Annotated in this window: 29 protein-coding genes and 1 pseudogene; 19 read left to right on the top strand and 11 right to left on the bottom strand. The window is 64.6% G+C overall.

All coding sequences use genetic code 11. From position 1 onward, the window contains the following. Positions 1-115: 115 nt before the first annotated feature. Positions 116-817 carry an RluA family pseudouridine synthase gene (locus UNPF46_RS35080; RefSeq protein ID WP_174719119.1) on the top strand — a complete coding sequence of 234 codons (702 nt, stop codon included), beginning with the start codon at positions 116-118 and terminating at the stop codon, positions 815-817. A gap of 257 nt (positions 818-1,074) precedes the next feature. Continuing rightward, the gene (locus tag UNPF46_RS35075; protein WP_142253099.1) at positions 1,075-2,184 is read left to right on the top strand and encodes a DUF2336 domain-containing protein; all 1,110 of its coding nucleotides are present in this window, start codon (positions 1,075-1,077) and stop codon (positions 2,182-2,184) included. Between the two features lie 99 nt (positions 2,185-2,283). Here the strand turns inward: UNPF46_RS35075 and mtaB are convergent, their stop codons facing one another. Next, a complete protein-coding gene (mtaB, locus tag UNPF46_RS35070) occupies positions 2,284-3,537 on the bottom strand; it encodes a tRNA (N(6)-L-threonylcarbamoyladenosine(37)-C(2))-methylthiotransferase MtaB (RefSeq protein WP_142253098.1) in 1,254 nt (417 codons plus the stop codon). Beyond that, positions 3,537-4,412: a diaminopimelate epimerase gene (dapF, locus tag UNPF46_RS35065; protein ID WP_142253097.1), complete on the bottom strand. Its 876-nt coding sequence runs from the start codon at positions 4,410-4,412 to the stop codon at positions 3,537-3,539. Before dapF ends, mtaB begins: the two co-directional genes overlap by 1 nt. Here dapF and UNPF46_RS38055 point away from each other — a divergent pair. From UNPF46_RS38055 to UNPF46_RS35055, 3 genes are read left to right on the top strand one after another with little or no spacing between them, the layout of a single operon-like run. Further along, positions 4,411-4,635, top strand: coding sequence for a hypothetical protein (locus UNPF46_RS38055; RefSeq protein WP_181770255.1), 225 nt, complete (start codon positions 4,411-4,413; stop codon positions 4,633-4,635). The two genes, dapF and UNPF46_RS38055, sit on opposite strands and share 2 nt — an antisense overlap. Positions 4,636-4,658: 23 nt before the next feature. Next, positions 4,659-5,438: a GyrI-like domain-containing protein gene (locus tag UNPF46_RS35060; protein ID WP_142253096.1), complete on the top strand. Its 780-nt coding sequence runs from the start codon at positions 4,659-4,661 to the stop codon at positions 5,436-5,438. A gap of 5 nt (positions 5,439-5,443) precedes the next feature. Then, positions 5,444-6,157, top strand: coding sequence for an SIMPL domain-containing protein (locus UNPF46_RS35055; RefSeq protein ID WP_174719118.1), 714 nt, complete (start codon positions 5,444-5,446; stop codon positions 6,155-6,157). A gap of 248 nt (positions 6,158-6,405) precedes the next feature. Here UNPF46_RS35055 and UNPF46_RS35050 read toward each other — a convergent pair whose 3' ends face one another. Continuing rightward, positions 6,406-6,777 (bottom strand): hypothetical protein, encoded by a 372-nt coding sequence (locus UNPF46_RS35050; protein ID WP_142253095.1) that lies wholly within the window; start codon positions 6,775-6,777, stop codon positions 6,406-6,408. 216 nt (positions 6,778-6,993) lie between these two features. After that, entirely contained in the window at positions 6,994-8,058 is a 1,065-nt protein-coding gene (locus tag UNPF46_RS35045) for an MBL fold metallo-hydrolase (RefSeq protein WP_174719117.1), read from the bottom strand. 436 nt (positions 8,059-8,494) lie between these two features. On the opposite strand from UNPF46_RS35045, the gene ffh reads away from it, so the two are divergent. The 8 genes from ffh to UNPF46_RS35010 all read left to right on the top strand — a co-directional run bounded on the left by ffh (position 8,495) and on the right by UNPF46_RS35010 (position 14,532). Then, complete coding sequence (ffh, locus tag UNPF46_RS35040) at positions 8,495-10,039, top strand: signal recognition particle protein (RefSeq protein ID WP_142253094.1); 1,545 nt, start codon at positions 8,495-8,497, stop codon at positions 10,037-10,039. Between the two features lie 86 nt (positions 10,040-10,125). Further along, entirely contained in the window at positions 10,126-10,458 is a 333-nt protein-coding gene (rpsP, locus tag UNPF46_RS35035; RefSeq protein WP_100181398.1) for a 30S ribosomal protein S16, read from the top strand. A 9-nt stretch (positions 10,459-10,467) separates the two neighbouring features. Further along, complete coding sequence (gene rimM, locus UNPF46_RS35030; protein ID WP_100179314.1) at positions 10,468-11,025, top strand: ribosome maturation factor RimM; 558 nt, start codon at positions 10,468-10,470, stop codon at positions 11,023-11,025. 127 nt (positions 11,026-11,152) lie between these two features. Further along, a complete protein-coding gene (trmD, locus tag UNPF46_RS35025; RefSeq protein WP_142253093.1) occupies positions 11,153-11,908 on the top strand; it encodes a tRNA (guanosine(37)-N1)-methyltransferase TrmD in 756 nt (251 codons plus the stop codon). Between the two features lie 110 nt (positions 11,909-12,018). After that, complete coding sequence (gene rplS, locus UNPF46_RS35020) at positions 12,019-12,399, top strand: 50S ribosomal protein L19 (RefSeq protein ID WP_100176961.1); 381 nt, start codon at positions 12,019-12,021, stop codon at positions 12,397-12,399. A gap of 215 nt (positions 12,400-12,614) precedes the next feature. Beyond that, entirely contained in the window at positions 12,615-12,743 is a 129-nt protein-coding gene (locus tag UNPF46_RS38590; RefSeq protein WP_283811686.1) for a hypothetical protein, read from the top strand. Positions 12,744-12,821: 78 nt separating this feature from the next. Then, positions 12,822-14,228 (top strand): 3-isopropylmalate dehydratase large subunit, encoded by a 1,407-nt coding sequence (leuC, locus tag UNPF46_RS35015; protein WP_100176960.1) that lies wholly within the window; start codon positions 12,822-12,824, stop codon positions 14,226-14,228. A gap of 94 nt (positions 14,229-14,322) precedes the next feature. Then, a complete protein-coding gene (locus UNPF46_RS35010) occupies positions 14,323-14,532 on the top strand; it encodes a hypothetical protein (RefSeq protein WP_100176959.1) in 210 nt (69 codons plus the stop codon). A 100-nt stretch (positions 14,533-14,632) separates the two neighbouring features. On the opposite strand, the pseudogene UNPF46_RS35005 reads toward UNPF46_RS35010, so the two are convergent. Next, positions 14,633-15,191, bottom strand: a pseudogene (locus UNPF46_RS35005) (hypothetical protein). Between the two features lie 174 nt (positions 15,192-15,365). Here UNPF46_RS35005 and UNPF46_RS35000 point away from each other — a divergent pair. Continuing rightward, on the top strand, positions 15,366-15,665 hold the full coding sequence (locus tag UNPF46_RS35000) for a DUF1330 domain-containing protein (RefSeq protein ID WP_142253092.1): 300 nt from the start codon (positions 15,366-15,368) through the stop codon (positions 15,663-15,665). A gap of 4 nt (positions 15,666-15,669) precedes the next feature. Here the strand turns inward: UNPF46_RS35000 and UNPF46_RS34995 are convergent, their stop codons facing one another. Then, complete coding sequence (locus tag UNPF46_RS34995; RefSeq protein WP_142253091.1) at positions 15,670-15,927, bottom strand: hypothetical protein; 258 nt, start codon at positions 15,925-15,927, stop codon at positions 15,670-15,672. A 38-nt stretch (positions 15,928-15,965) separates the two neighbouring features. Beyond that, positions 15,966-16,247 (bottom strand): hypothetical protein, encoded by a 282-nt coding sequence (locus UNPF46_RS34990; protein WP_181770256.1) that lies wholly within the window; start codon positions 16,245-16,247, stop codon positions 15,966-15,968. A gap of 250 nt (positions 16,248-16,497) precedes the next feature. Here UNPF46_RS34990 and UNPF46_RS34980 point away from each other — a divergent pair, with 250 nt between their 5' ends. Then, complete coding sequence (locus UNPF46_RS34980; RefSeq protein WP_097660621.1) at positions 16,498-16,896, top strand: metallopeptidase family protein; 399 nt, start codon at positions 16,498-16,500, stop codon at positions 16,894-16,896. A 13-nt stretch (positions 16,897-16,909) separates the two neighbouring features. Here UNPF46_RS34980 and UNPF46_RS34975 read toward each other — a convergent pair whose 3' ends face one another. Then, positions 16,910-17,701, bottom strand: a complete 792-nt coding sequence (locus UNPF46_RS34975; RefSeq protein WP_142253088.1) for a helix-turn-helix transcriptional regulator — start codon at positions 17,699-17,701, stop codon at positions 16,910-16,912. Positions 17,702-17,797: 96 nt separating this feature from the next. On the opposite strand from UNPF46_RS34975, the gene UNPF46_RS34970 reads away from it, so the two are divergent. The 4 genes from UNPF46_RS34970 (at position 17,798) to UNPF46_RS34955 (ending at position 20,562) form a co-directional block, all read left to right on the top strand. Next, entirely contained in the window at positions 17,798-18,367 is a 570-nt protein-coding gene (locus UNPF46_RS34970) for a pyridoxamine 5'-phosphate oxidase family protein (protein ID WP_142253087.1), read from the top strand. Between the two features lie 87 nt (positions 18,368-18,454). Beyond that, on the top strand, positions 18,455-19,060 hold the full coding sequence (leuD, locus tag UNPF46_RS34965; protein WP_142253086.1) for a 3-isopropylmalate dehydratase small subunit: 606 nt from the start codon (positions 18,455-18,457) through the stop codon (positions 19,058-19,060). A gap of 78 nt (positions 19,061-19,138) precedes the next feature. After that, entirely contained in the window at positions 19,139-19,924 is a 786-nt protein-coding gene (locus UNPF46_RS34960; protein WP_142253085.1) for a glycosyltransferase family 32 protein, read from the top strand. Positions 19,925-20,142: 218 nt separating this feature from the next. After that, positions 20,143-20,562: a hypothetical protein gene (locus UNPF46_RS34955; RefSeq protein ID WP_100176952.1), complete on the top strand. Its 420-nt coding sequence runs from the start codon at positions 20,143-20,145 to the stop codon at positions 20,560-20,562. Between the two features lie 30 nt (positions 20,563-20,592). Here the strand turns inward: UNPF46_RS34955 and UNPF46_RS34950 are convergent, their stop codons facing one another. The 3 genes from UNPF46_RS34950 to UNPF46_RS34940 form a co-directional block, all read right to left on the bottom strand. After that, entirely contained in the window at positions 20,593-22,257 is a 1,665-nt protein-coding gene (locus tag UNPF46_RS34950; protein WP_181770254.1) for a caspase family protein, read from the bottom strand. Between the two features lie 186 nt (positions 22,258-22,443). Further along, positions 22,444-23,925, bottom strand: coding sequence for a tetratricopeptide repeat protein (locus UNPF46_RS34945; protein ID WP_142253083.1), 1,482 nt, complete (start codon positions 23,923-23,925; stop codon positions 22,444-22,446). A gap of 164 nt (positions 23,926-24,089) precedes the next feature. Beyond that, a partial coding sequence (locus tag UNPF46_RS34940) for a methyl-accepting chemotaxis protein (RefSeq protein WP_246668805.1) occupies positions 24,090-24,470 on the bottom strand: 381 nt, incomplete at its 5' end.

The raw sequence follows: 24,470 nt of genomic DNA, 5'->3' as shown, positions 1-24,470 counted from the left end.
TGGACAGGCGGCGCCACCAGCTCAGCTTGGGGGGATCTGACGTGGTATCGTTCATGGCGGGGGTGTGTTAGCCGTTCCCGCCCCTAAACGAAAGTCTTGACCGAAAGTCCTGCAATTGCTCGATGTTCCCCAATTGACCGCCGAGGAGATCCAGGCGCGCGTGCTCCACCGCGACGGGCTGATGCTGATCATCGACAAGCCGGCCGGCCTGCCGGTGCATCGCGGCCCCAAGGGCGGCGCCAATCTGGAGGACTCCTTCGACGCGCTCCGGTTCGGCCTGCCGCGGCCGCCTGTGCTGGCCCACCGGCTGGACAAGGACACTTCCGGATGCCTCGTGCTCGGCCGTCATCGCAAGGCGACCGCCTCGCTCGGCCTCCTGTTCAAGCACGGCAAGATCGGCAAGACCTACTGGACCGTGGTCGAGGGCGGGCCTGCCGAGGACGAAGGCACCATCGACATGCCGCTGGGACGGCTCAATGCCGAGCGCGGCTGGTGGCAGAAGCCGGACCCGGAAGGCCAGAAGGCGATCACGAATTGGAAGGTGATGGGCCGCGGCGACGGCTTCACCTGGCTTGCCATGGAACCCGTGACCGGGCGGACCCATCAACTACGGGTGCATTCCTCGGCGAGCGGCTGGCCGATCTTCGGCGATAACATTTACGGCAACGGCCCGCGCTTCGGCGAGCCGAAGCTGCATTTGCATTCCCGCGAGATCGTGGTGCCGATCTCCCGGAACAAGGAGCCGGTCCGCGTCGTGGCGCCGGCCCCGGTGCATATGCATGAGAAGCTGCGCGCCTGCGGGTGGAATGGGGAGTAGCGGCTGTGTTGCTTAACCTCTCCCGCAAGCTTGCGGGAGAGGTTAAGCCGAAGGCGCGGGTGAGGGTTCTGTCCTCTGGGGGATTGTCCCGTTGCGGAGACACCCTCTCCCCAGCCCGTCCCCGCAAGCGGGGGAGAGAGCGCACCGACGCCGCGGCGCTCTCCGGCCCATGGTTTACGAAACGTTCAGTGCTCGTCCGTAATGATAGCGGTTGCTTAGAACAAGCTTCTGTAACAGCTCAGGACGAGCAACGCGTCATGTCCACGGCCGGGCTATCGATCATCGACGAGGTCGAATCCGCGATTCGCACCGGCTCGCCGGAAAAGGGCCTGGCAACCGCCCGACGCGTCACCGACCTGTTCCTCTCCTCCGCCGGCAGCTTCGACGACGAGCAGATCGCGCTGTTCGACGACGTGCTCGATCGCCTGATCGGCACCATCGAGCTGCGCGCGCTTGCCGACATGGGCGCCCGCATCGCGCTCGCCGAGATCAGCGCGCAACTGGCGCCGGTCGCGCAGGCGCCGCCCTCCGTGATCCGCCGCCTCGCCAGCAACGACGAGATCCGCATCGCCGGTCCCGTGCTGCAGGAATCCGCCCGCCTCGACGACGGCGAGCTGGTCAAGATCGCCTCAGCCAAGGGCGAGCCGCATCTGCTCGCGATCGCCGGCCGCTGGTGGCTGAAGGAGATCGTCACCGACGCTTTGCTGGCACGCCGCTATCCCAGCGTCAGCCGCAGGCTTGCCGCCAATCCCGGCGCGCGCGTCTCCGGAAACGGATTTTCCGTCATGGTCGCCCAGGCGGAGGCGGATCCCGAACTCGCCGTCAGCGTCGGCGTCCGCGTCGACCTGCCGTCGGAGCTGCGCCGCCGATTGCTGCGCTCGGCGACCGATGCCGTGCGCGCCCGCCTGTTGTCGCGCGCGCCGCCGCATCTGTTCGAGGAAATTCAGAGCGCGATCGCCGCCGTCACCGTCGGTGTCGACCGCGAGATGTCGGGCGTCCGCGATTTCGAGGGCGCCAAGCGCGCCATCGCCGGCCTCAAGGCCACCGGCCAGCTCAACGAAGCGACGCTATCAGGCTTTGCCAAGCAGCGGCGCTATGAAGAGACTGCCGCGGCCCTGGCGGCCCTGTCCGGTTCCACCGTCGAGGTGATTCGGCCGCTGATGCAGAGCCTTCGCGAGGACGGTCTCCTGGTGCCGTGCAAGGCGGCGCAGCTCAGCTGGGAAACGACGGCCGCCGTGCTCGAATGCCGCTTTGCGACCGGCGCGATGAAGCCGGCGGACCTCGCAAGAGCGCAGGGGCATTTCGCGCGGATGACGCCGGATGATGCAAAGCGCACGCTGCGGTTCTGGCAGGTGCGGGCGTCGTAGGCGCGCGTTCTGGGGCAAGGCGTCTCCACACCCTCGGTGTCGACCCTGCGCACGCAGGGACGACATCGGGGATGCAATGCGCCGCAACTTCGAGACCGACTATGTGGTCAGCCGCTCGCCATCGCTGCCGGCAATCACCCGCGGCACCACGCTCCCCACGCGCTCGCCCGCAATCGCCACCGGCAGATAGTGCTCCGTGCGCCCCTGACCCTCGCTCTCGATCAGCACATCGCGTGTCGCACCGACCTCGGCTTGCAGCCGTTGCCGCAGCGCCGACTCGCCTGCTGCTCGCAGCCGCTTCGCGCGCTCCTTGATCAGCGCTCCCGCCACTTGCGGCATCCTTGCAGCCGGCGTACCGGGGCGCGGCGAATAGGGGAAGACGTGCAGGAATGTCAGGCCGCATTCTTCGACGAGATCGAGCGAGCGTGAGAACATCTCCTCGCTCTCGGTCGGGAAGCCCGCGATGATGTCGGCACCGAAGACGACATCGGGACGCAGCCGGCGCAGCTGGTCGCAGAAGGCGATCGCATCGCTTCGCGAATGCCGCCGCTTCATGCGCTTCAAGATCATGTCGTCGCCGGATTGCAGCGACAGGTGCAGATGCGGCATCAGCCGCGCATCGCCGGCGATGGCGTCGAGCAGATCGTCATCCGCCTCGATCGAATCGATCGACGAGATACGCAGGCGCTTCAGCTCCGGCACGTGCCGCAAAATCTGCTTCGTCAGCATGCCGAGCTTTGGCGTGCCCGGCAGGTCCGCGCCGTAGCTGGTGAGGTCGACGCCGGTCAGCACGATCTCGGCATGGCCGCGTTCGGCCAGGTTGCGCACCTGCTCGACCACCGCGCCCATCGGCACCGAGCGTGAATTGCCCCGGCCATAGGGGATGATGCAGAAGGTGCAGCGATGGTCGCAGCCGTTCTGCACCTGAACGAACACGCGCGGCAGGCCGCGCGCATAGCCGTCGACGAGATGCGGCGCCATCTCCCTGATAGCCATGATGTCGCTGACGGCGATCTTCTCGCTGGCGCCGAGATCGAAGGCATCGCGAGCCTCGCGCCAAGCTTCGCCGCGCATCTTGTCGTCATTGCCGACGACGCGATCGACCTCGGCCATGTCGGCGAACATGCCGCTTTGCGTTTGTGCCGCGCAGCCGGTGACGACGATGCGCGCCGAGGGGCGCTCGCGCTTCAACTTGCGGATCGATTGCCGCGCCTGCGCCACCGCCTCGTTGGTGACGGCGCAACTGTTGATGACGATGGTGTCTTCGAGCCCCGCAGCTTCGGCTTTGCTGCGGATCACCTCGGCCTCAAAGGCATTGAGGCGGCAGCCGAAAGTGACGATGTCGACGGCCATCAGGCCGCGGGCGCGAATAGCGCCGGATCGAATCTGCCCTCATATTCGAAGGTCGCCGTGCCCGTCATCAGCACATGGTCGTCGCGCTCGCGCCATTCGATGCCGAGCTTGCCGCCGGGCAGCGTGATCTCCACGCTGCGCTCGGCCCGCTTCAGCCGCGCGGCGGCGACCGCCGTGGCGCAGGCAGCCGAGCCGCAAGCCTTGGTCAGGCCGGCACCGCGCTCCCAGGTGCGGATGGTGATGTGCTTGTCATCGACGATATGGGCGAGCGTGATGTTGGCGCGCTCCGGGAAGATCGGATGGTTTTCGAGCAAGGGGCCGAAACGCTCGAGGTCGTAGGCGTTGACATCGTCGACCCAGAAGATCGCATGCGGATTGCCCATGCTGACCACGGAGGGCGAATGCAGGATCGGATTGTCGATCGGGCCGATCTGCAATTCGATGTAGCGGGTGTCGCGGAACTCTTCCGCCAGCGGAATATCCTGCCAGCCGAACTTCGGCACGCCCATGTCGACGGTGTAGAGATCGGGCGCCGGACCCTGCCAGGCATTGAGCAGGCCGGCCGCGGTCTCGAACGTCGCATTGGTCTGCCCGTTCGTCTCGAAGATGCGCCGCACCACGCAGCGCATGCCGTTGCCGCAGGCGCCGGCTTCCGAGCCGTCATTGTTGTAGATGCTGATGAAGGCCTCGGTGCCGTCGAGCCGCGGCCTCGAGAGCACCATGAGCTGGTCGTAGGCCACGCCGCCATTCGCCGACGCCACCGCGCGGGCGTCGTCCGGCGTCACCTTTGCCGTGGAATCGCGCATGTCGACAACGACGATCTCGTTGCCGATGCCGTTCATCTTGGCAAATGCGTGGTTGGCCAGCGCGCTCATGAAAATTCCCGAATTTCGCCTGTGTTATATGGCGATCCTTGCCGGCTTGGCCAGTGTTTTGCCGCCGGGCGCCAGCAAGCCCGCCAAGGGGCCTGCCATGACGCATCTGTCATGGGACGAATTTGGCGCCCGCGTGTTAGAACGGCGAAAGTTGGCGCGAAGCGGGATGCGCAGCCGGGCGCAAAGCGGATTGGCCTTGGTGGTTCAGGCCTTGGTGACTTAAGGCCTTGGGGAGAATAAAATAAAATGTTCAGGTTTCGTCGTCTCGCTCTGGCCGCGCTGATCCCGGCAGCGGCCTTGTCGCTCGGTCTGCCCGCGGTTCTGGCGCAAACGCCGAGCCCGGCGCCGGCCGCCTCGGCGAGTCCCTCACCCGCCCCGTCGGCCTCCCCCTCCCCGGCGGCGAGTGCCTCGCCCGCGCCTGCGGCAACGCCCTCACCCGCGCCATCGCCCGCGGCCAGCGCTTCGCCGGCCCCGACGACGTCGCCCTCGCCCGCCGCCAGTGCCTCACCCAGCCCGACGGCCCCGCCGCCGGCCGCCGCCGCGACCCCTGCCCCGGTGCAGACCGCCGATCCGTTCGGCCTGGAAACCACGCTCGAGGCCAGGAAGGTCGTGATGGTCAAGGGCACCGCGAACTGGGACTCGGCCTTCGACACGCTGATCGACGCCTTCAAGGCGCTGAACACGCTCCTGGACAAGCAGGGCATCAAGCACGCCGGCAATGCGATGATCGTCTACACCTCGACGGACGATACCGGCTTCACCTTCCTTGCCGAGATCCCGGTCGAGCAGGACCCGAAGAACCTGTCCAAGGACATGAGCATCGGCAAATCGCCGGAAGGCAAGGTGCTGAAATTCGTCCATCGCGGCTCCTATGACAACATGGACAACACCTACGAGGCGATCACCAACCACCTCGACGACAAGAGGCTGGAAGCCAAGGACACCTTCATCGAGGAGTACCTCACCGATCCCCTGAAGACCGCTGAGGACAAGCTCGTGATCAATGTTTTCGTGCCGCTGAAGTGAGACTGATGAAAAAGCCTGCCGTACTTGCTGCTCCCTTTGCCGCCGTTCTTGCCGCCACGCTGCCGGCAACCTCGGCAATCGCCGACGATGTCGTCACCGCCATTGCGGTGAGCGGCGAAGCCACGATGTCCGCAACGCCCGATCTCGCCCATATCGATGCCGGCGTCGCCAGCGACGCCAAGTCGGCGAAGGAAGCCTCCGATGCCAACAACGCCGCGATGGGCAAGATACTGCTGGCGCTGAAGGGCGCCGGCATTCCCGAGAAGGATTACCAGACCTCCCGGCTGTCGCTGCAGCCGCAATACGGCCAGAACAAATCCACCGGCGCATCCCCGGTGGTCGGTTTCCGCGCCTCCAATCGCGTCACCGTGAAGATCCGCGACGTGACCAAGGTGGCCAGCGTCATCGACACGCTGGTCAGCGCCGGCGCCAATGATATCGGCAACATCTCCTTCGAGGTGACGCAGGCCTCGAAGCTGCTCGACGATGCGCGCGAGCGGGCGGTGGCCGACGCGCGCCGCAAGGCCGAGATCTACGCCAAGGCCACCGGTGTGACGCTCGGCGCGCCGCTCAGCGTGTCCGAGGGCGGCGCCCCGGTGCCGCTGTTCAAGACGCTGAGAGCGGGAGCGCCGATGGCCGCGCCGGCTGCGGTCGCACCGGGCGAGGAAACGCTGTCGGTGACGGTGAATGTGAGCTGGGCGATCAAGCAGGGGCAGTAAGCCGTAAGAGGCACAGCGTGTGCGGCAACCACAGCTGTCGTCCCGGACAAGCGCGCCCAAGCGCGCGTAGATCCGGGACCCATTACCACATAAAGTGGTGATCGCTCGACGTCAGCAGCTCCGAGTCGTCGTCAAACTCCTCCCTGTGGGTATGGGTCCCGGATCTGCGCTCCGCTTCGCTGCGCTTGTCCGGGACGACGAGCTGTGTGTGTGGCGAGCGCGGAGCTAAATCTCCACCACCTGCCCGATCAGTCGTTCGCGCCGATATCTGTCAGAAGGAAACCCGTCGGCGTCTTGGTAAAGACGAAGATGAGCTCGCCGCAGAAGACGAAGTAATTCTCGTTCTTCTCCTGATCGCGATCGTAGACGGCCTTGCCGCGCTGGATACACGCACGATTTTTCGCCGTGAACGAGGTCCGATAGATCTCGGCGCCAAATTGCGCGGCGTCGCGAATTGCGTTGTCGTTCATGAACGGCAATCGTGTCATAGCGGCGACGGCGGCGGAATCGTTGGCCTTCAGCGCCGCGCGAAACTTCTCGATGAAGCCATCGAATTCCTTCTGCAAGGCAGGAGAAGCGACGGCATTCTTCGCCTGAGCGACGGCCGGAGCAAGGTTCACGAGAACGGTCGCAAGCACAACTCTCAGCAAAAATCCCACAGGCCGGCTCCATCCATCGATCAATCAAGGTCTTCCGACCGAAAGAAATCCATGGTGTTTTGTTGCATCATGGGCTTTCTGGTTCAACGGCGCAACGCCGCACGAACCTGTCGCTATGGGAGCAAAGCGGACATTGCTTTCGTCGCATCACGCCGCCGGGTTTATGGGTACGCGACCTTAGATCTCCACCACCTGCCCCGGCTTCATCGCCACGAATCTCTCCTGCGGAATCCTTGCGGCATCCAGAGCTTCGACCAGCGCTTTCGCCGGCGCATCGATCGCCTCGTCGGTCAGTTGGAAGGTGCCGTGATGATGCCCGAGCGCGACCTCGGCGCCGCAATCGCCTAGCGCCTTCACCGCATCTTCCGGATTCATGTGCTGGTCGCGCATGAACCAGCGCGGCTCGTAGGCGCCGATGGGCAGGATGGCAAGACGCAGCGGTCCGTGCTTCTCGGCGACGCGGCGAAAATGCCGGCCATCGCCGTAACCGGAATCGCAGACGACGTAGATCTTCCCGGCCGGCGTCTCCAAGACGAAGCTCGCCCACAGCGCCTTGTTGCGATCGAACATGCCGCGCGCGCTCCAATGCCGCGTCGGCACCAGGTGCACGGCGATCCCGCCGCCGAGCTCGACGCGGTCGTGCCAGTCGAAGGCTTCCACCCTGATCGTGGAATCCGAGCTGCGCATCGTCACGTCGTTGCCGAGCGGGGTGACAACGCGCGGGGCAAAATTCTTGGTAAGCCGCGACAAGGTCGCGATGTCGAGATGATCGTAGTGGCCGTGCGAGACCAGCACGATATCGACCTTCGGTAACTTCTCGAACGCAATGCCGGGATCGTTGTGCCGCTTCGGCCCCGCAAAGCTGACCGGCGAGACCCGCTCCGACCAGACCGGATCGACCAGGATGTTGAGGCCGCCGGCCTGGATCAGCCAGCTGGCATGGCCGACGAAGGAGAGCCGCACCTTGTCGCCGTCGACCCGCTCCGGCGGAGTGTCGGCATGGGGGCTGGGGGCCCAATCCGGCCATTTCGCGCGCTGCCGCTTACCACCGAACTGCCAGCGCAGCACCTCGCGCAGCGACTTTGGCGGCACGCCGTCCGGATCGAAGAAGGTCAGTCCGTCGAAATGGTCGGAAGCGGGACCGTCATAGGTTTTCATGCGAGACATCCAGAGGGAGGGGGCGCCGACCAGCGCGCCCGCGCCGGCGAGCAGTCCGAGAACGCGGCGGCGGGTGATCGGCACAGGCTGGCTTCTAGGGGCAGTTTGGGCGGTAAGACATCACCGCTATATGGGCGGCACCGCAGGAAAAGGAACCCGTCGCCGGAAATGGCGTAATTTCAAGGTGTTGCCCCGGCAAAGCCGCCCCGGCGCCCTAACTTTCCTTGACTTTTGGGCGGGAGCGGCGTTTAACCCCGCCACTTTCTCGGAAAGGCTTTCTTTTCGACCCGCCGACTGGCCCTGGAGGCCAGAGGTCAACGCCCGACAGCGCGATGCGCCCTCGGGCGCAAAGGTGTTTGGTTAACTACTCCCTCGCCCCGCTCTTGCGGGGAGAGGGTCGGGGTGAGGGGCTCTCTCCGCGCATGGTGCGCGTAGATGAGTCCCGTACCCCCTCACCCGCCGCCCAAGAGGGCGGCGACCTCTCCCCGCAGGCGGGGAGAGGTAAAGAAGGACGATTGAATTGTTCGACAATCTGTCGGAACGGCTTGGTGGCATTCTCGATCGTCTGACGGGGCGCGGTGCGCTGACCGAAAAGGACGTCGACGCCGCGATGCGCGAGGTGCGTCGCGCGCTGCTGGAAGCCGACGTTGCGCTCGAGGTGGTGCGCAGCTTCACCGAGCGCGTCCGCGAGCAGGCGATCGGCGCCACCGTCGTCAAGTCGGTCACGCCCGGCCAGATGGTGGTCAAGATCGTCCATGACGAGCTGGTCAACACGCTCGGCAGCGAAGGCCAGACCATCGACGTCAATTCCGTGCCGCCGGTGCCGATCATGATGGTCGGCCTGCAGGGCTCCGGTAAGACCACCACAACCGCAAAGCTCGCCCGCCGCCTGGTCCAGCGCGACAAGCGCAAGGTGCTGATGGCCTCGCTCGACGTCTATCGCCCGGCGGCGATGGAGCAGCTGGCCGTGCTTGGCCGCGATCTCGACATTCCGACCCTGCCGATCGTGGCGGGCCAGCAGCCGCCGCAAATCGCAAAGCGCGCGCTGGAAGCCGGCAAGCTCGGCGGCTACGACGTCGTGCTGCTCGACACCGCCGGCCGCACCACGCTCGACGAAGACATGATGGCGGAAGCCGCGGCGATCAAAGCAGCGGCGAATCCGCATGAAGTGCTGCTGGTCGCGGACTCCCTCACCGGTCAGGACGCCGTCAACCTTGCGCGCGCGTTCGATCTGCGCGTCGGCCTCACCGGCATCGTGCTGACCCGCGTCGACGGCGATGGCCGCGGCGGTGCCGCGCTGTCGATGCGCGCGGTCACCGGCAAGCCGATCAAGTTGCTCGGCACCGGTGAAAAGACCGACGCGCTGGAAGATTTCCATCCCGATCGTATCGCCGGCCGCATCCTCGGCATGGGCGACGTGGTCTCGCTGGTCGAACGCGCCGCTGCCAATATCGACGCCGAGAAGGCCGCCCGCACCGCCGAGCGCATGCGCAAGGGTCAGTTCGACCTCAACGACATGCGCGAGCAGCTGCTGCAAATGGCCAACATGGGCGGCATCAGCGGGCTGATGGGCATGATGCCCGGCATCTCCAAGATGAAGAACCAGATCGCGGCCGCCGGCATCGACGACAAGATCCTGAAGCGCCAGGTCGCGATCATCGATTCCATGACGCGCGACGAGCGCCGTCATCCCGACCTGCTGAAGGCCAGCCGCAAGAAGCGCATCGCCGCCGGCTCCGGCCAGAGCGTCGAGCACGTCAACAAGCTGCTCAAGATGCACCGGAACATGGCTGACGTGATGAAGGCCATGGGCTCGGGCAAGCGCGGCCCGCTCGCCGGCATTGCGCAAGCCATGGGCTTTGGCGGCGGCATGAAGATGCCCTCGCCGGAAGAGATGAAGGCGATGCAGGAAAAGATGCAGGCCGGCGGCGGTGGCCTTCCGAACCTGCCGAAGGATCTGCCGCCCGGTCTTCGCACCGGCCTGCCGAACCTTCCCGGACTGACCGGGATGAGCGGCAAGCCGACACTGCCGGGCCTCGGCGGTTTCCCGGGCAAGAAGAAATGAGGAATTCGTCGCGGCGGGATCGCACCGGTCTCACGTGACGCGGAATACCAATCAACCGAACAAAACGTACTTTGAAGGAGAACCAGATGTCCGTCGTTATCCGCCTCGCCCGTGCAGGCACCAAGAAGCGTCCCGTCTATCACGTCGTCGTCGCCGACTCGCGTTTCCCCCGCGATGGCCGCTTCATCGAGCGTCTCGGCCATTTCAATCCGCTGCTGCCGAAGGACAACGAGACCCGCCTGAAGCTCGACATGGACAAGGTGAAGGCCTGGCTCGCCAAGGGCGCGCAGCCGTCCGACCGCGTGTCGCGCTTCCTCGATGCCGCCGGCGTCAAGAAGCGCGAAGCGCGCAACAACCCCGAGAAGGCCGTGCCGCGCAAGGAGCGCAAGGCGCAGGCCGAAGCCGCCGCGAAGGGTTAAGGCTAGACCATGTCGGCGCTGGTCTGCGTCGCGCGGATCGGCGCCGCGCATGGTGTGCGCGGTGCGGTCAAATTATGGACCTTCACCGAAGATCCGTTTGCCGTCAGGCATTACGGTCCGCTTCTGTCCAAGGACGGCAAGCGCCAGTTCGAGGTGGCAACGGCGCGCGAAGCCAAGGACCATCTGGTCGCGACCTTCAAGGGCGTCACGACCCGCGATGACGCCGAGCGCCTCAACGGCATCGAGCTCTATGTCGCGCGCGAAAAACTGCCCGCGACGGACGATGACGAATATTACCACACCGATCTGATCGGGCTCGACGCCGTCTCCACCGACGGCGACGCGCTCGGCCGCGTGCTCGCGATCCATAATTTCGGCGCCGGCGACATCATCGAGATCGCCCCGCTGAAGGGGCCGACGATGCTGCTGCCGTTCTCCAATGCGGTGGTGCCCGAGGTCGATATCAAGGGCGGCCGCGTCGTGATCGCGCTGCCGCAGGAGATCGAGGGCGAGGAGCGAGGCGAAGCTCTCTCCACGGGTCGTCCCCGCGAACGCGGGGACCCATAACCACAGACCGTGGTTTTTGGCTAAGCTGTTGGCTCCAGCCATCGCAAATCTAACAACGGTGGTTATGGATCCCGGATCTACGCGCGCTTGAGGCGCGCTTGTCCGGGACGACGAGAACCGAGATCCGATGACCCATCCCTCACCCTGGCGCGCGACGGTGCTGACGCTGTTTCCGGAGATGTTCCCGGGGCCGCTCGGCGTGAGCCTGGCCGGGCGGGCGCTGGCTGGCGGGCTCTGGCAGATCGAGACACGGGACATCAGGGCTTCCGCTACCGACCGCCACCGCAGCGTCGACGATACCCCGGCCGGTGGCGGCCCGGGCATGGTGCTGCGGGCGGACGTGCTGGCGGCGGCGATCGACGCGGCGGGGATCGGGCCAGACCGGCCGCGCCTGCTCATGAGCCCACGCGGTCGGCCATTGACCCAGGCGCGGGTGACGGAGCTCGCCCGGGGTCCAGGCCCCCTGATCGTGTGCGGGCGCTTCGAGGGCATCGACCAGCGCGTCATCGACGGGCGGGGCCTGGAGGAGGTCTCGATCGGCGATTACGTGCTGTCCGGGGGCGAAATCGCAGCTTTGGCCCTGATTGACGCCTGTGTCCGGCTGCTGCCGGGTGTGATGGGCAAGGAAGCCTCGGGAACCGAGGAAAGCTTCTCCGACGGCCTTCTGGAGTACCCCCAATACACCCGCCCGCAGCTGTTCGAGGGGGTTCCGATCCCGGAGATCCTGACCTCCGGCGATCACGCCAAGGTCGCCGCCTGGCGGCGGGCGCAGTCCGAGGCCCTCACGGAGGCCCGGCGGCCCGATTTATGGGCCCAAATCCCGCCCAGGCCGGCGAATCGGGCCGGGCGCCAAAAAACGCCAAAAAACAAGACAGACGGGTGACAAACGCTCCGGCTTGCCTTATAGCAGCGGCCAAATCCGCAATGGCTGGATAGACGAATTTTGCGCAGCCCCCCGTTTCCAGGGCTGGGCGCGCCGATGGAGATTTACCCATGAACCTGATCCAACAGCTTGAAAAAGAGCAATTCGACAAGCTCTCCGCCAGCAAGGAGATTCCCGAGTTCGGCCCCGGCGACACCGTGATCGTCAACGTGAAGGTCGTCGAAGGCGACCGCACCCGCGTGCAGGCCTATGAAGGTGTCTGCATCGGCCGTTCCGGCGGTGGCCTCAACGAGAGCTTCACCGTCCGCAAGATCTCCTACGGCGAAGGCGTGGAGCGCGTGTTCCCGGTGATGTCGCCGATGATCGACTCGATCAAGGTGGTGCGCCGCGGCAAGGTGCGTCGCGCCAAGCTCTATTACCTCCGCAGCCTCCGCGGCAAGTCGGCCCGCATCGTCGAGAAGACCGAGCACGCCAAGGCCGTCAACGAATAAGCTCGCTTACAGGCAAGTTTTCGAAAGCGCGGGGCTCGGCTCCGCGCTTTTTTGTTGGCCAAATGCGCTCCGGCCTCGTCATTGCGAGCGAAGCGAAGCAATCCAGAGTCTATCCGCGGAAGCAGTCCTGGATTGCTTCGTCGCAAGGGCTCCTCGCAATGACGACACAGCTAGGCTCTCGCGCTTTTACCGCTGCGTGCTATATAGCCTCTAGAATGTTTCCAGATCCGACCAGCCTCGTCCCCGTCAAGCGCATCGTCATCGACGACCGCTCGCGGCTGCCCGGCCGGTTCTTCGGACGCTTCGCGACCTCGGCAACGTCAGAGCTTACGCGCGCAGCCTAAAAGCTGCGCTGACGATTTTGTTGCCCCGCGCGCCACCCGCGCCCATCCGCTTCACACATTCTTTCGGAGCTGACGCTCATGTCCAAGCCGACCACCCTGTACGACAAGATCTGGAACGACCATCTGGTGCACGAGGCCGAGGACGGCACCTGCCTGCTCTACATCGATCGCCATCTGGTGCACGAGGTGACCTCGCCGCAGGCGTTCGAAGGCCTGCGCGCCACCGGCCGCAAGGTTCACGCGCCGGAGAAGACGCTCGCCGTCGTCGACCACAACGTGCCGACCACCGACCGCACCAAGCCGAATCCCGATCCTGAAAGCATCGAGCAGATCAAGGCGCTGGCGGAGAACGCCAAGGAATTCGGCATCGAGTATTACAACGAGTTCGACAAGCGCCAGGGCGTCGTCCACGTCATCGGCCCCGAGCAGGGTTTTACGCTGCCCGGCACCACGATCGTCTGCGGTGACAGCCACACCTCGACGCATGGCGCGTTCGGCGCGCTCGCGCACGGCATCGGCACGTCCGAGGTCGAGCACGTGCTGGCGACGCAGACGCTGATCCAGAAGAAGGCGAAGAACATGCGCGTCACCGTCGACGGCAAATTGCCTGATGGCGTGACGGGCAAGGACATCATCCTCGCCATCATCGGCGAGATCGGCACCGCCGGCGGCACCGGCTACGTGCTGGAATACGCCGGTGACGCGATCAGCGCGCTCAGCATGGAAGGCCGCATGACGGTCTGCAACATGTCGATCGAAGGCGGCGCCCGCGCCGGCCTGGTCGCACCCGACCAGAAGGCGTTCGACTTCCTGCGCGGCCGGCCGAAGGCGCCGAAGGGCGCCGACTGGGATGCGGCGATGCGCTATTGGGAGAAACTGCGCTCGGACGACGGCGCGCATTTCGACCACGAGCTGCGCCTCGATGCGGCAAAGTTGCCGCCGATCGTGACCTGGGGCACCAGCCCCGAGGACGTCATCTCGGTGACCGGATTCGTGCCCGACCCCGATAAGATCGCGGACGAAGCCAAGCGCATCTCCAAGCATCGCGCGCTGAAATATATGGGCCTGACCGCGGGTACGAAGATCACCGACATCAAGGTCGACCGCATCTTCATCGGCTCCTGCACCAATGGCCGCATCGAAGACCTGCGCGCGGCGGCAAAGATTGCTGAGGGCAAGACCGTTTCAGCGCATGTCAACGCCATGGTCGTGCCGGGCTCCGGCCTCGTGAAGGAGCAAGCCGAAGCCGAGGGTCTGGACAAGATCTTCATCAAGGCCGGCTTCGAATGGCGCGAGCCGGGCTGCTCGATGTGCCTTGCGATGAACCCGGACAAGCTCGCCCCGGAAGAGCGCTGCGCCTCGACCTCGAACCGCAACTTCGAGGGCCGCCAGGGTTTCAAGGGCCGCACCCACCTCGTCTCACCGGCAATGGCAGCAGCAGCCGCGATCGCGGGCCACTTCGTTGACGTCAGGGACTGGCGCTAAGCCTGTCCCTCCAATTTGAGCGATCGCGGCAAGCCGCCCTTAAATGATCGCCTGACACTCTCGTCCTCGCGAAGATTTCGCGAGGACGCGCGCCATGGCCAACAAGCCTGAATATGTCGACCTGATCGGCGAGGCCACGCGCCAGCACCGTCGGCGCGCGGCCCCCTTGCGCATCGCCGCCAAGCCTGAGGTCGAGGAGACCTCAAAGCTCAGCCGCTGGCCGCCCGCGATGTTCAAGCAGTGGAAGCTGGACAATCTGATGCGGTGGAAAGCTTCGTCGTGGAAGCTGAAGGATTGGCTGTAATTTGGCCCGTCATTCTGGAGCGCCCGAAGGGCGAATCTGGAATCTCGAGATTCCGGGTCTGGCGCTGACGCGCCATCCCGGAATGACGGCCTAACTCACATCACCAATAGTAGCGATACGGATGGTGCCAGCGATGCCAGCGGCAGATGCGGCGCGGGCCGTAATAGGTCCAGACGATCCGGCAGCGGCGAGGGTAATGATAGTAGGAGTAGGCGGGATAATAGCCGCCGACATAATAGCGCCGGTGGAAGTGGCGATGGCCGTAGTGAGGCCGATAGATCCCGTAGCGATGAAATCCGCCATAGCGGTGAACGCCGCCATAACGATAGCCACCGCCGTGGAAGGCCGGCGCGGCGCGGAAGCCGCCGATATGAGCGCCATGGAATCCACCGCCACGGAAGCCGCCGATGTGTCCTCCGGCCCCCCCGGAAGCCACCGCCGCCGTGGAAATGTCCGCCGCCGCCATGTCCACCGCCGCCGTGACGAACCTGCGTGACGAGATCGTCGGTCGCGGCCTTCGTCGCAGGTGACGTCGCCGGATTGATCAAGGTCAGCGCTTCGGCACGGCGCGCGGTCCCGGCCGACAGCATCAGCGTCGCGGCCGCCGCAATCCCGAGCAGACGCATCGGGCCTATCCTGAAACCCAAACTCCTCAGCATGGAATTCTCCCTGAATCTGGACAGCGGAGTTGCGATGCTCGTTCCCGGCCCGCGTCATCCCTGTTCAATTGCAGTCGCTCCCGGGATTAAATTGCGGACAGCGACGTGAACCCGCAATGAATGAACGAGGCCCGAAGTTGCGACGCGGTGCCGCGACGAGAGGAGTTTTGAAAGATGACCGTCTACGCAATCGCGCAGCTGAAGATGACGGACCGCGCGGCCTATGACCGCTATCAGGCGCGATTCTTCGACGTGTTCAGGAAGTTCAATGGACGGCTGCTCGCCGCCGATGAGCAGCCGCGCGTGCTCGAAGGAGCCTGGCCGCACGACAAGCTCGTCATGATGTCGTTCCCCGACGAGGCCGCTTTCCTCTCCTTCTCGAACTCACCCGACTACGAGGAGATCTCGCGCGACCGCAAGGCCGGCGCGCAGGCAACCGTGCTGCTGGTGAAGGGATTTGCGCCCGCCGGCTAGTGCCTCACCAGAACGGCCCGTAGCCGAGCACGAAGGGTGCGGGCACGCGGTAAGGATAGGGACGATAGTGGACGGGCCGCGCGAAATAGCGGGGATCGCGGCGCAGCGCAGGCCGCACGACATAGGCTCGGGCGGGCCGTCGCGCATCGAAGATCGCGATCCCCGCCGAGGCCTCCGGAATCGTCACCCCTGGTGCGGCGGACGCGCAAGGCAGGCAAGCGGCGAGCGCGCCGGCAACGGCCCATGCAATCCATCTCGCCATCATCACCCCTCGAGGCTGCCGCCGACGTCGAACCGGCTCTAGCCGGGGCGCCAATAGCAGCTCACACGCGGCACGATCACCGTGCCGCTCGGCCGGAATTCCTGCACATAGGTCGCGTCGCAGACGCGGACCGCGTTGGGACCGGGATTGTAGCGCGGATAGACGCCGTCAGGGCTGTAATAGGGCGTGACGCGCAGGCGCGGGGGCGGGCGCTTGCGCGGGGGCGGGATGTCATCCGGCGCGGCCGCCTGCGCCAGCCTGACACCGGGGGCCGCCGTCTGCGCCTCCGCGCCAACGCAAAATTGCGAAAACAACCCCATGCACAGTAGCGTCAGCGCTGTTTTTGCTCGCATTTTTTCGCCCACCTGAACCGTCCCGTCGAGGTGCCACGCTCCCCGTTTTGGCGCCGCCCGTCAACCTCGCCGCTTTATAAAGCGGGATGCATCACCGGGAAACCCGCGCTGGACCCCGTTTCAATGGAATTGAAACGGGCTCCAGGTTTTTGCTTTGACGCGTTTTCTTCACGCGAACCGGTATCCACTTCGCTCGAAAACGCTTTAGAACACCCCCATGTGGACGGAATTGAAAGCGCCTTCGCTGGCCGAGATGGAAGCGACGGCACACGAGATCTTCGAGGGCCTGCCGGCGGAATTTCGTGGGCTGTGCGAGGGCGTGATCATCCGCGTCGACGACTTCCCCACCGAGGAAGTCCTGGACGAGATGGAGTGCGAGAGCGAGTTCGACCTGCTTGGCCTGTTCCAGGGCGTCGGCCTGCCGCAGCAGAGCCTTGGCGACGTGGCCCGGCTGCCCAACATGGTCTGGCTCTACCGCCGCCCGATCCTGGATTACTGGGCCGAGCACGACGAGAGCCTCGGCCACATCGTCCGCCACGTCCTGATCCACGAGATCGGCCACCATTTCGGCCTCTCGGACGACGATATGGCGGCGATCGAGGCTCAGGCCGAGTAGGACGCGGAGTCCATCAACGCGCCGCGGGGAGAAGCATCGTCAGCCGATAGTCTGACCATCCCGCGAGGGACAGCGACACCTGCTGATAGTGCAGCAGCCCCATGGACGGATGATCGAACGCGCGTTCGCCTCCCTCGCGCGCCAAGACCCCCTGCGTGTCCCAGCACATTTCGAAATCACGGCTTTGGAGTCTCAGTTCCTCGACCAGCCGGCGAATCTCGGGATCGTCGGAGTACGCCGTCACCGCGGCGCGGAACTCCGCGACGACGCGGCGTGCGCGCGAGGTCCAGTCGAGGATCAGGGTTCGCGCCTCGGGCCTGAGGAAGATGTAGCGCAGCAGATTTTTCTCGCCGTCCGCATCGAGCCATCCCGCGAACAGAAGCGACGCTTTCGCATTCCAGCGACGCGCGCGCCAGGTGCGATCGAGGATGTAGGCGGGCCCATCGATCGCATCGACGCAGGCCAGGATCTCTTCCGGCGGGTCATCGCGGGCGCCGGGACGCTCGGGATCGCGTTTGCCGGCAATCTCGAACAAATAGCTGCGTTCGGCCCGTGACAACCGCAGTCCGCTGGCGAGGCGCGCAAGCGCCGAAGCAGAGACGGACACATCACGCCCCTGCTCGATCCACGTGTACCAGGTGACGCTCAATCCGCAGAGCTGAGCGACCTCCTCGCGCCGCAGGCCGGGCGTGCGCCGTCGCGGGCCGGCGGCGAGGCCGAATTCTGCCGGAGACTGGCGCTCCCGGAGCGCCCGCAGGAACGCGCTGAGCGAGAGAGCCGGTGCGATCGGGTCCTGAGCTTTCATGGTGGTTTTTATACCAGCATAATCTCAGTACTTAAACTGGTATCATGGCCGTGCTAGCTTTTGCCCGACTTCGTCGCTGCGCAAGGACGCACGCACATGGGCAAGCAATTCACCGGGATCGAACCCGAGCACAGGGCTTTCATCGAGCGGCAGAAGATCTTCTTCGTCGCGAGCGCCCCGCCGAAGGGGCGCATCAACGTGTCTCCCAAGGGTCTGTCCTCATTCCAGGTGCTCGGAGACAATGACGTCGCCTACCTCGATTGCACCGGTAGCGGCAGCGAGACCCGCGCGCATCTGACCGCCTGCGACGACAAGCGGTTGACCATCATGTTTTGCGCCTTCGAAGGTGCCCCGATGATCCTGCGTCTCTATGGCCAAGGTCGGTCGCTCATGCGCGGCACACCGGAGTACGCCGATCTCGCCCCTGCCTTCGAGGACATGACCGGGGCACGCCAGATCGTGCGCCTCTCGGTCGACCTGGTGCAGACATCGTGCGGCATGGGCGTGCCTCTGTTCGACTACCAGCAGGAGCGTGGCAGCCTCATCCGCCACTGGACCAGGCAGGGCCTCGACAATTTGCGAAAATACTGGGGCCTCAAGAACATGAAGAGCATCGACGGCCTGCCGACGGGCTTCGTCCCTGACGCCATGGCCCCGCCCCTCTGACAGACCAAGATTGCCGAATCCGGCCTAGGATTCGCGCACCAACCGGGCTAAACAGCCCTCCCCTGACGACAAACCGGGAAGCCTGAGATGGACAAGTTCACCACGCTGGAAGGCGTCGCGGCGCCGCTGAAGATCATCAATGTCGACACCGACATGATCATCCCGAAGCAGTACCTCAAGACCATCAAGCGCACCGGCCTTGGCAAGGGGCTGTTCTCCGAGCAGCGCTACAAGGACGACGGCAGCGAGAACCCGGACTTCGTCCTCAACCAGCCCGCCTATCGCAACGCGAAGGTGCTGGTGGCCGGCGACAATTTCGGCTGCGGCTCGAGCCGCGAGCACGCGCCCTGGGCGCTGCTCGACTTCGGCATCCGCTGCGTGATCTCGACCTCGTTCGGCGACATCTTCTACAACAACTGCTTCAAGAACGGCATTCTGCCGATCCGCGTCAACCAGGAAGACCTCGACAAGCTGTTCGACGACGCCGAGCGCGGCGCCAACGCGACGCTGACGATCGACCTGCCGAACCAGGAGATCCGCGGCCCCGACGGCGGCAAGGTCAAGTTCGAGATCGACCCGTTCCGCAAGCACTGCCTGATCAACGGCCTCGACGACATCGGCCTCACCATGGAGAAGAGGTCGTCGATCGACATCTATGAGGAGAAGCTCAAGCGCGAACGCGCCTGGGCCTGAGATCGCTCTCTGTTTCGAGCCCCGGTGCAGTCAGCGCCGGGGCTTTTTCTTTGTCCTTCTTGTCCCTATAGCTCGCGAATGCTGCCCGAGATCGTCACCTTCTGGCATGGCCCGATGGACGCACTGCGCCAGACCTGTCTGCGCTCGCAGCTCGCTGCCGGCCACAAGGTCACGGTCTACAGCTTCGACCCCATTCCCGGTCTGCCCGCCGGCGTCCAGAACGCGGAGGCGGAAGCGATCCTGCCGCATGCATTCTCCGAACGGCTGCGGCCGCCGCAGCCCGACGGAAGCTGGCGCGATTGGACAACGCTGCAGTTCAGCGACTTCTTCCGCATGAAGCTGATGGCGAAGGGCCTCGGCCTGTGGCTCGATGCCGACGTGCTGCTCTTGAAGCCTGTCGAGATCGACCCGGCAAAGCCCTATTTCGCCTGGGAGCGACCGCGCCAGCTCGGCAATTCCGTGATCTACCTGCCGCCCACACATGGCATCGTCGCCGCCTTCGAAGAGCTGATGGAGCAGGACGAGCTGACGCCGAACTGGCTGTCGGTGCGCCATCGCATCACCTTCATGATGCGGCGTCTGCGCGGCGGCTCGAACCGCCTCGCGGACATCCGCGTCGCGATCTTCGGCCCAGCGGCGCTCACCGCGCTCGCGCGGCGCACCGGCGAGCTGGGATGCGCGCTGCCGAAGCAATCGTTCTACGCCGTGCACGCCGAGCCAAAACTGTTCTTCGATCCCTCGAGCTATCTCGGCCTCGTCACCAACCCCGAGATCATCGGCCTGCACATCTCGCCGAAGGGACGCGGCGGCGAAAAGCCAATTCCAGGCAGCCTGTATGCCTGGGCAGCGGAGCGGTTCGCTTAGCTCTCGTGCCCCGGACGCGGCGCAGCACCCCTTGGTGATGCGCTGCTGAGCCGGGGCCCAGCACCGGAGCGAGATGGATCCCGGCTCAGCGTTCCACGCTGCATCGCGTCCGGGACACGAGATCGATTTCCGGCCCCCTCCCAGTTTGATCCAGCGCAACGCGCCTCTGCATCATTGTGCTTAATTCGCTCCAATTCCGCTGTCCGAAGGAGCTTTCCATGAGCACCGCAAGCAGGCCTTACCCAATCGTCCAGGACCTCATCGATTCCTTCGCGAGTTGGCTGAAGCATCGCCGCGAGATGAACGAGATTCGTCAGCTCGATCGCGCCGATTTCGATCGGATCGCGAACGATCTGCGGATCGCACCGGACGATCTGGAGGAACTGGTCCGCCACGGCAAGCATTCCGCCGACGAGCTGCCGATGATGCTGCAGCAGCTCGGCATCAGCGCCGAAGGCCTCGGCCGCGCACAGCCGCTGCTGCTCCGCGACATGGAGCGGGTCTGCTCGCTCTGCGGCCACAAGGGAGAATGCGACCGCGATCTCGCCGACGGCACGGCTGCGGAGAATTATCACCGCTATTGCGCCAACGCCGCGACGCTGGAATCGCTGGACCACGCCGACGTCGCGCCGCGCTGAGGGGCTGTCCAGGGGCAGAAGGATCCGCTCCTAGATCACGCCCGTCCGCGCGCAAGACTCACGCTTGGAAAAGCCCTTCACGAGCTTCTTACAGGCACGATAGCGCTCCTCCATGCTGGCCCCGCCAGCATCAGCGGGGGCGCGCGACTCGGTGGAGCTCTCCTTCTTGACGGCATGAGACTGCGCTGCCTTTCCGCGTTTGTTTGAAGGCGGGGCGTCGTCGGGCACTGGCACGAGCTGCCAGACCGGGCGAAGATCTATATTGGCTGTCTCGGACGGATTTTCTTTCTTGAAGGACGACAGCACGAGAACGTTCTTGTCCATCTTGACGGTGACCGGTGTTCCGTTGATGGAGAATTTGTCGTTCTCAATGTATTCGGCAAACGATCGAAACCCAGCTGCGTCCTTCATCCACGACTGCTTCGTTGGCGGCCCCCAGAGATAATATCCCCTTGCCAGCCCGGTCGCAGAGACCTCCGTGATGATCAGCATGGTGTACCGCCCCTTGCCATTTGACCACCCTCGTTTGTTGGACCACACGCCGACGAATCTGGAGTTGGCATTGAGCGGGTCATTCTGATCAGGCGAGATGGCGAAGCTCGGCAATTTGAGTTGCTGAGCTGAGGCAATGGCAACCACCTTCTGATTATCCTCGGGCCCAAACAGATTTCGGACAACTGCTTTTGCGTCAGGCCCCTGACGACCGGTTGTCTCCGGTTTCGAAGGGGCCGCCGGGGATGCAAGAGCCGCAACTTCGTTGGCCTTGAAATTCTTGATCCGCTGGCGCGCTTCTTCGACATGGCTGCTGCGCGGATATCTGACCAGAAATTCCTCGTAAAGACCTGCGACTGTCGACGTCTGGATAGCGAGCCAGAACTTCTCGTCTTCCGCTGGATTTGCAGGCGCCGGGGTCGCGGCGGTTGACGCCGGAGCAGGTGCGACGGGGGCCGGAGCGCTCGCGGCAGGGGCTCTAAGGTAAATCTCTTCCTTCGACAAGGAGCCATACACAAAGGGCTGCTGCTCTCGCTTGGTCGTCGCCATCACGTCGTCACGGACCCGGCGAAACAAGAAAGATATCTCAAGGCCCGGTGTTTCGATGTGACGAAGGAGCGAGGCGGTAAAGGGACTATTCCGGCCATCGCCGTCGCTCGCCGTGGTGCCGTCGCGGGCGGCGTATGCGATCAAAACGTTGTCGGATGGTTCGGTCGGCGCGAGTCCGCGCATCACAGCTCTTGTGCTGATGGAACGCTTCATCTTCGCCGCAAACGGATTGTTGCGACACGCGTCGAGTATGACGAGACCCAATTTGCGTGCCTTCGAAACCTGAAGGCTCACCGAACGCAGGCTGATGGCCTCGCTCTCGATGTCGGTGTCACTGCGCAGCTCTGCGCCGATCGGAATCAGCCAGTTCTCCCCGCCGATCTCCATCCCATGCCCGGCGTAGAATACGACGGCGAGGTCGGCACCCTCCGCAGAGCGGCCGAACTCGACGATAGCCTTCCTCATCTCCTGGGCGGTCGCGTTCTTGACCTGAGTGACTTTGAAATCGAGGCGTTCAAGCGCACGGCCAATGTCTGCGGCATCGCGCGTGGGATTCGGCAATTCGGAAACCTTTTCGTAGGCGCCATTGCCGACGACGAGCGCAACCCGCGCTTGCTGTGCAAATGCCGGAAGCGGGACAAACCAGAGCAACATGCCGAAAATGATCGCTGTCCCAATTGTCCGCATCTATGTATTTGCCTGAATCAAGTGGCGTTCATAGAGGGTACCACTACGTTGCACTACTGCAACGGGAAACCCCGAGCATCGTAAACCCATTGCTGTAGCACCCACCCCCGAATGCCCGCGACCTGGTGCGGCGTTGACGCCCGTCGCAAGCGTCTACCTGCCGGCGACGAAATAGAAGTCCTGTCGTCCGGAGACCGAGCCGTAGCTGAACGGCTTCTGCCTGCGGCCAGTCGCCTCCATGACATCGTCGCGAACGAAGTCGAACAGCCTGCGGACCTCGAGGCCCGGCGTCGGAAGATTCCTGACGAAGGCGGTCGCGAACGGGCTGTTGATGCCGTCACCATCGAGCGCGGTTTCGCCGTCCTTGGCGGCGAAGACCACCAGCGTGCCCGCCTCCGGCTCCAGCGGCGCCAGGCCTTGCGACACCGAGCGCGACGCCACCGTCATGGTGCGCTTCATCTGCGCCGCGAACGGGTTGTCGCGACAGGCATCGAGGATGACGAGGCGCAGCTTCCTGGCGCGCTCCGCCGCATTGAGCACTTGATCGACCGGCACGGCTTCAAATCCGATCTCGCGATCCGCCGCGAGCTTGGCGTCCGTCGGAATGAGATAATTGACTCCGCCGATCTCCATGCCGTGTCCGGCGTAATACACGACGGCCCAATCCGCCGTCTCCGCACGGGCTGCGAACTCGCGCAAGGCATTCACCAACGCATCCTTGCGCAGATTGGTCAGCAGGGTGACGGCTTCGAATCCGGTGAGTCTCAGCACGTCGGCGACGAGGCTTGCGTCGCGCACGGGGTTCGGCAGGGCGGCGACGTTCTCATAGGCCGAATTGCCGATGACAAGGGCGATGCGGCGTTCGCCGCTCGGCGCCTCGGACGCCGTGACGGCTGCAGCAGCGCCGGGCTTCCCGACCAATATCGTTGCCGGGCGCGGCGAAGGCAGCGCGGCGAGCCGCTCCCGTGCCTTGTCCTGCGCCCATTTGGTCGCACCATGACCTAGCCCGAGCGTCGCATTGAAGTCGGCCCTCGCCTTGGCGACATCGCCGCGCTTCTCGTAGGCCAATCCGCGATTGACATAGGCGTTCGCATAGGTCGGATCCACGCGTATCGTTTCAGTGTAGTCAGCGATGGCCCGTTCGGCGTCGCCCTTCTTGCCGTAGGCATTGCCTCGGTTGAAATAGGCGTTCGCATTCATGGGCTGCAACCGGATCGCTCCGGCATAATCGGCAATGGCGCGGTCCAGATCGCCCTTGTTGCTGTAGGCGTTGCCGCGATTGTAGTACGCGTTCGCATAGGCCGGATCGATCCGGATCGTCGCCGTGTAATCCGCGATGGCCCGGTCCGTGTCGCCTTTGGTGCTGTAACCATTGCCCCGGTTGTAGTAGGCGTCCGCATGCGCCGGATCGAGCCGGATCGTCGCAGTGTAGTCGGCTATGGCGCGATCCGTATCACCGTTGGCGGCATAGGCATTGCCACGATCGTAATACGCATTCGCGTCCTTGGGATCTCGCCGTATGGCCTCGGAGGCGGTGGCAATGGCAGCGTTGGCCTCGCCTTTGATGCGGTCACTGGCGACTGCGGGCCCGGTGAGAACAAGAAGTGCAAGGCAATAGAATAATTTGCGAAACATGCGACAGCCCACGCGCCATATCGGGGATGGGAAGCAGGATTGAAACGGCGCGAATTTATCGGAGCCGGCGACCGGGCTGTGTGATCCAAATCACAAGAATGCACCCGCAGCACACCATCGGCGGCTGCGGCGCGCATCATGTTTGAAGCAAGTGGCCGGCCTGGTCAGGCGCCGCTCGCCATCGCGGCGGCTTCCGCCGCGGCGCGCTGCATGCTGGTCGACATCTCGTTCGTCACCGTGCTCTGCTCCTCGATGGCGGCCGCCGTCGACGTCACGTATTCGCTGACATTGTTGATCGCCTGCTTGATTGCACCCAGCGCACCGACGACGTCGCCCGAGATCTGGTTGAGACTGCCGATCTCCTGAGCGATCTTGTCGGTCGCCTGCTTGGCCTGGTTGGCAAGCCCCTTCACCTCGGATGCGACCACGGCAAAGCCGCGGCCGGCTTCGCCGGCACGGGCGGATTCGATCGTCGCGTTCAGCGCGAGCAGGTTGATCTGCCCGGTGATGTTGTTGATGAGCTCGACGATGCCGCTCATCGCCTG

The sequence above is a fragment of the Bradyrhizobium sp. UNPF46 genome, from assembly GCF_006658625.1.
Classification (GTDB): Bacteria; Pseudomonadota; Alphaproteobacteria; order Rhizobiales; family Xanthobacteraceae; genus Bradyrhizobium; species Bradyrhizobium nitroreducens.
This window is presented reverse-complemented; position numbering and strand designations above follow the sequence as displayed.

Coding starts and splice junctions, on each gene's coding strand:
- UNPF46_RS35000 (WP_142253092.1), top strand. CDS start 15,366: ATGACCGTCTACGCAATCGCGCAGCTGAAGATGACGGACCGCGCGGCC.
- UNPF46_RS35010 (WP_100176959.1), top strand. CDS start 14,323: ATGGCCAACAAGCCTGAATATGTCGACCTGATCGGCGAGGCCACGCGC.
- UNPF46_RS34970 (WP_142253087.1), top strand. CDS start 17,798: ATGGGCAAGCAATTCACCGGGATCGAACCCGAGCACAGGGCTTTCATC.
- UNPF46_RS34960 (WP_142253085.1), top strand. CDS start 19,139: ATGCTGCCCGAGATCGTCACCTTCTGGCATGGCCCGATGGACGCACTG.
- rimM (WP_100179314.1), top strand. CDS start 10,468: ATGTCGGCGCTGGTCTGCGTCGCGCGGATCGGCGCCGCGCATGGTGTG.
- UNPF46_RS34995 (WP_142253091.1), bottom strand. CDS start 15,927: ATGGCGAGATGGATTGCATGGGCCGTTGCCGGCGCGCTCGCCGCTTGC.
- UNPF46_RS34945 (WP_142253083.1), bottom strand. CDS start 23,925: ATGTTTCGCAAATTATTCTATTGCCTTGCACTTCTTGTTCTCACCGGG.
- rplS (WP_100176961.1), top strand. CDS start 12,019: ATGAACCTGATCCAACAGCTTGAAAAAGAGCAATTCGACAAGCTCTCC.
- dapF (WP_142253097.1), bottom strand. CDS start 4,412: ATGAGCGCGCTGGCCAACCACGCATTTGCCAAGATGAACGGCATCGGC.
- UNPF46_RS38590 (WP_283811686.1), top strand. CDS start 12,615: ATGTTTCCAGATCCGACCAGCCTCGTCCCCGTCAAGCGCATCGTCATC.
- UNPF46_RS34980 (WP_097660621.1), top strand. CDS start 16,498: ATGTGGACGGAATTGAAAGCGCCTTCGCTGGCCGAGATGGAAGCGACG.
- rpsP (WP_100181398.1), top strand. CDS start 10,126: ATGTCCGTCGTTATCCGCCTCGCCCGTGCAGGCACCAAGAAGCGTCCC.
- UNPF46_RS35060 (WP_142253096.1), top strand. CDS start 4,659: ATGTTCAGGTTTCGTCGTCTCGCTCTGGCCGCGCTGATCCCGGCAGCG.
- trmD (WP_142253093.1), top strand. CDS start 11,153: ATGACCCATCCCTCACCCTGGCGCGCGACGGTGCTGACGCTGTTTCCG.
- UNPF46_RS34990 (WP_181770256.1), bottom strand. CDS start 16,247: ATGGGGTTGTTTTCGCAATTTTGCGTTGGCGCGGAGGCGCAGACGGCG.
- UNPF46_RS38055 (WP_181770255.1), top strand. CDS start 4,411: ATGAAAATTCCCGAATTTCGCCTGTGTTATATGGCGATCCTTGCCGGC.
- UNPF46_RS34950 (WP_181770254.1), bottom strand. CDS start 22,257: ATGTTGCTCTGGTTTGTCCCGCTTCCGGCATTTGCACAGCAAGCGCGG.
- leuC (WP_100176960.1), top strand. CDS start 12,822: ATGTCCAAGCCGACCACCCTGTACGACAAGATCTGGAACGACCATCTG.
- UNPF46_RS35055 (WP_174719118.1), top strand. CDS start 5,444: ATGAAAAAGCCTGCCGTACTTGCTGCTCCCTTTGCCGCCGTTCTTGCC.
- UNPF46_RS35075 (WP_142253099.1), top strand. CDS start 1,075: ATGTCCACGGCCGGGCTATCGATCATCGACGAGGTCGAATCCGCGATT.
- UNPF46_RS34975 (WP_142253088.1), bottom strand. CDS start 17,701: ATGAAAGCTCAGGACCCGATCGCACCGGCTCTCTCGCTCAGCGCGTTC.
- UNPF46_RS34955 (WP_100176952.1), top strand. CDS start 20,143: ATGAGCACCGCAAGCAGGCCTTACCCAATCGTCCAGGACCTCATCGAT.
- leuD (WP_142253086.1), top strand. CDS start 18,455: ATGGACAAGTTCACCACGCTGGAAGGCGTCGCGGCGCCGCTGAAGATC.
- mtaB (WP_142253098.1), bottom strand. CDS start 3,537: ATGGCCGTCGACATCGTCACTTTCGGCTGCCGCCTCAATGCCTTTGAG.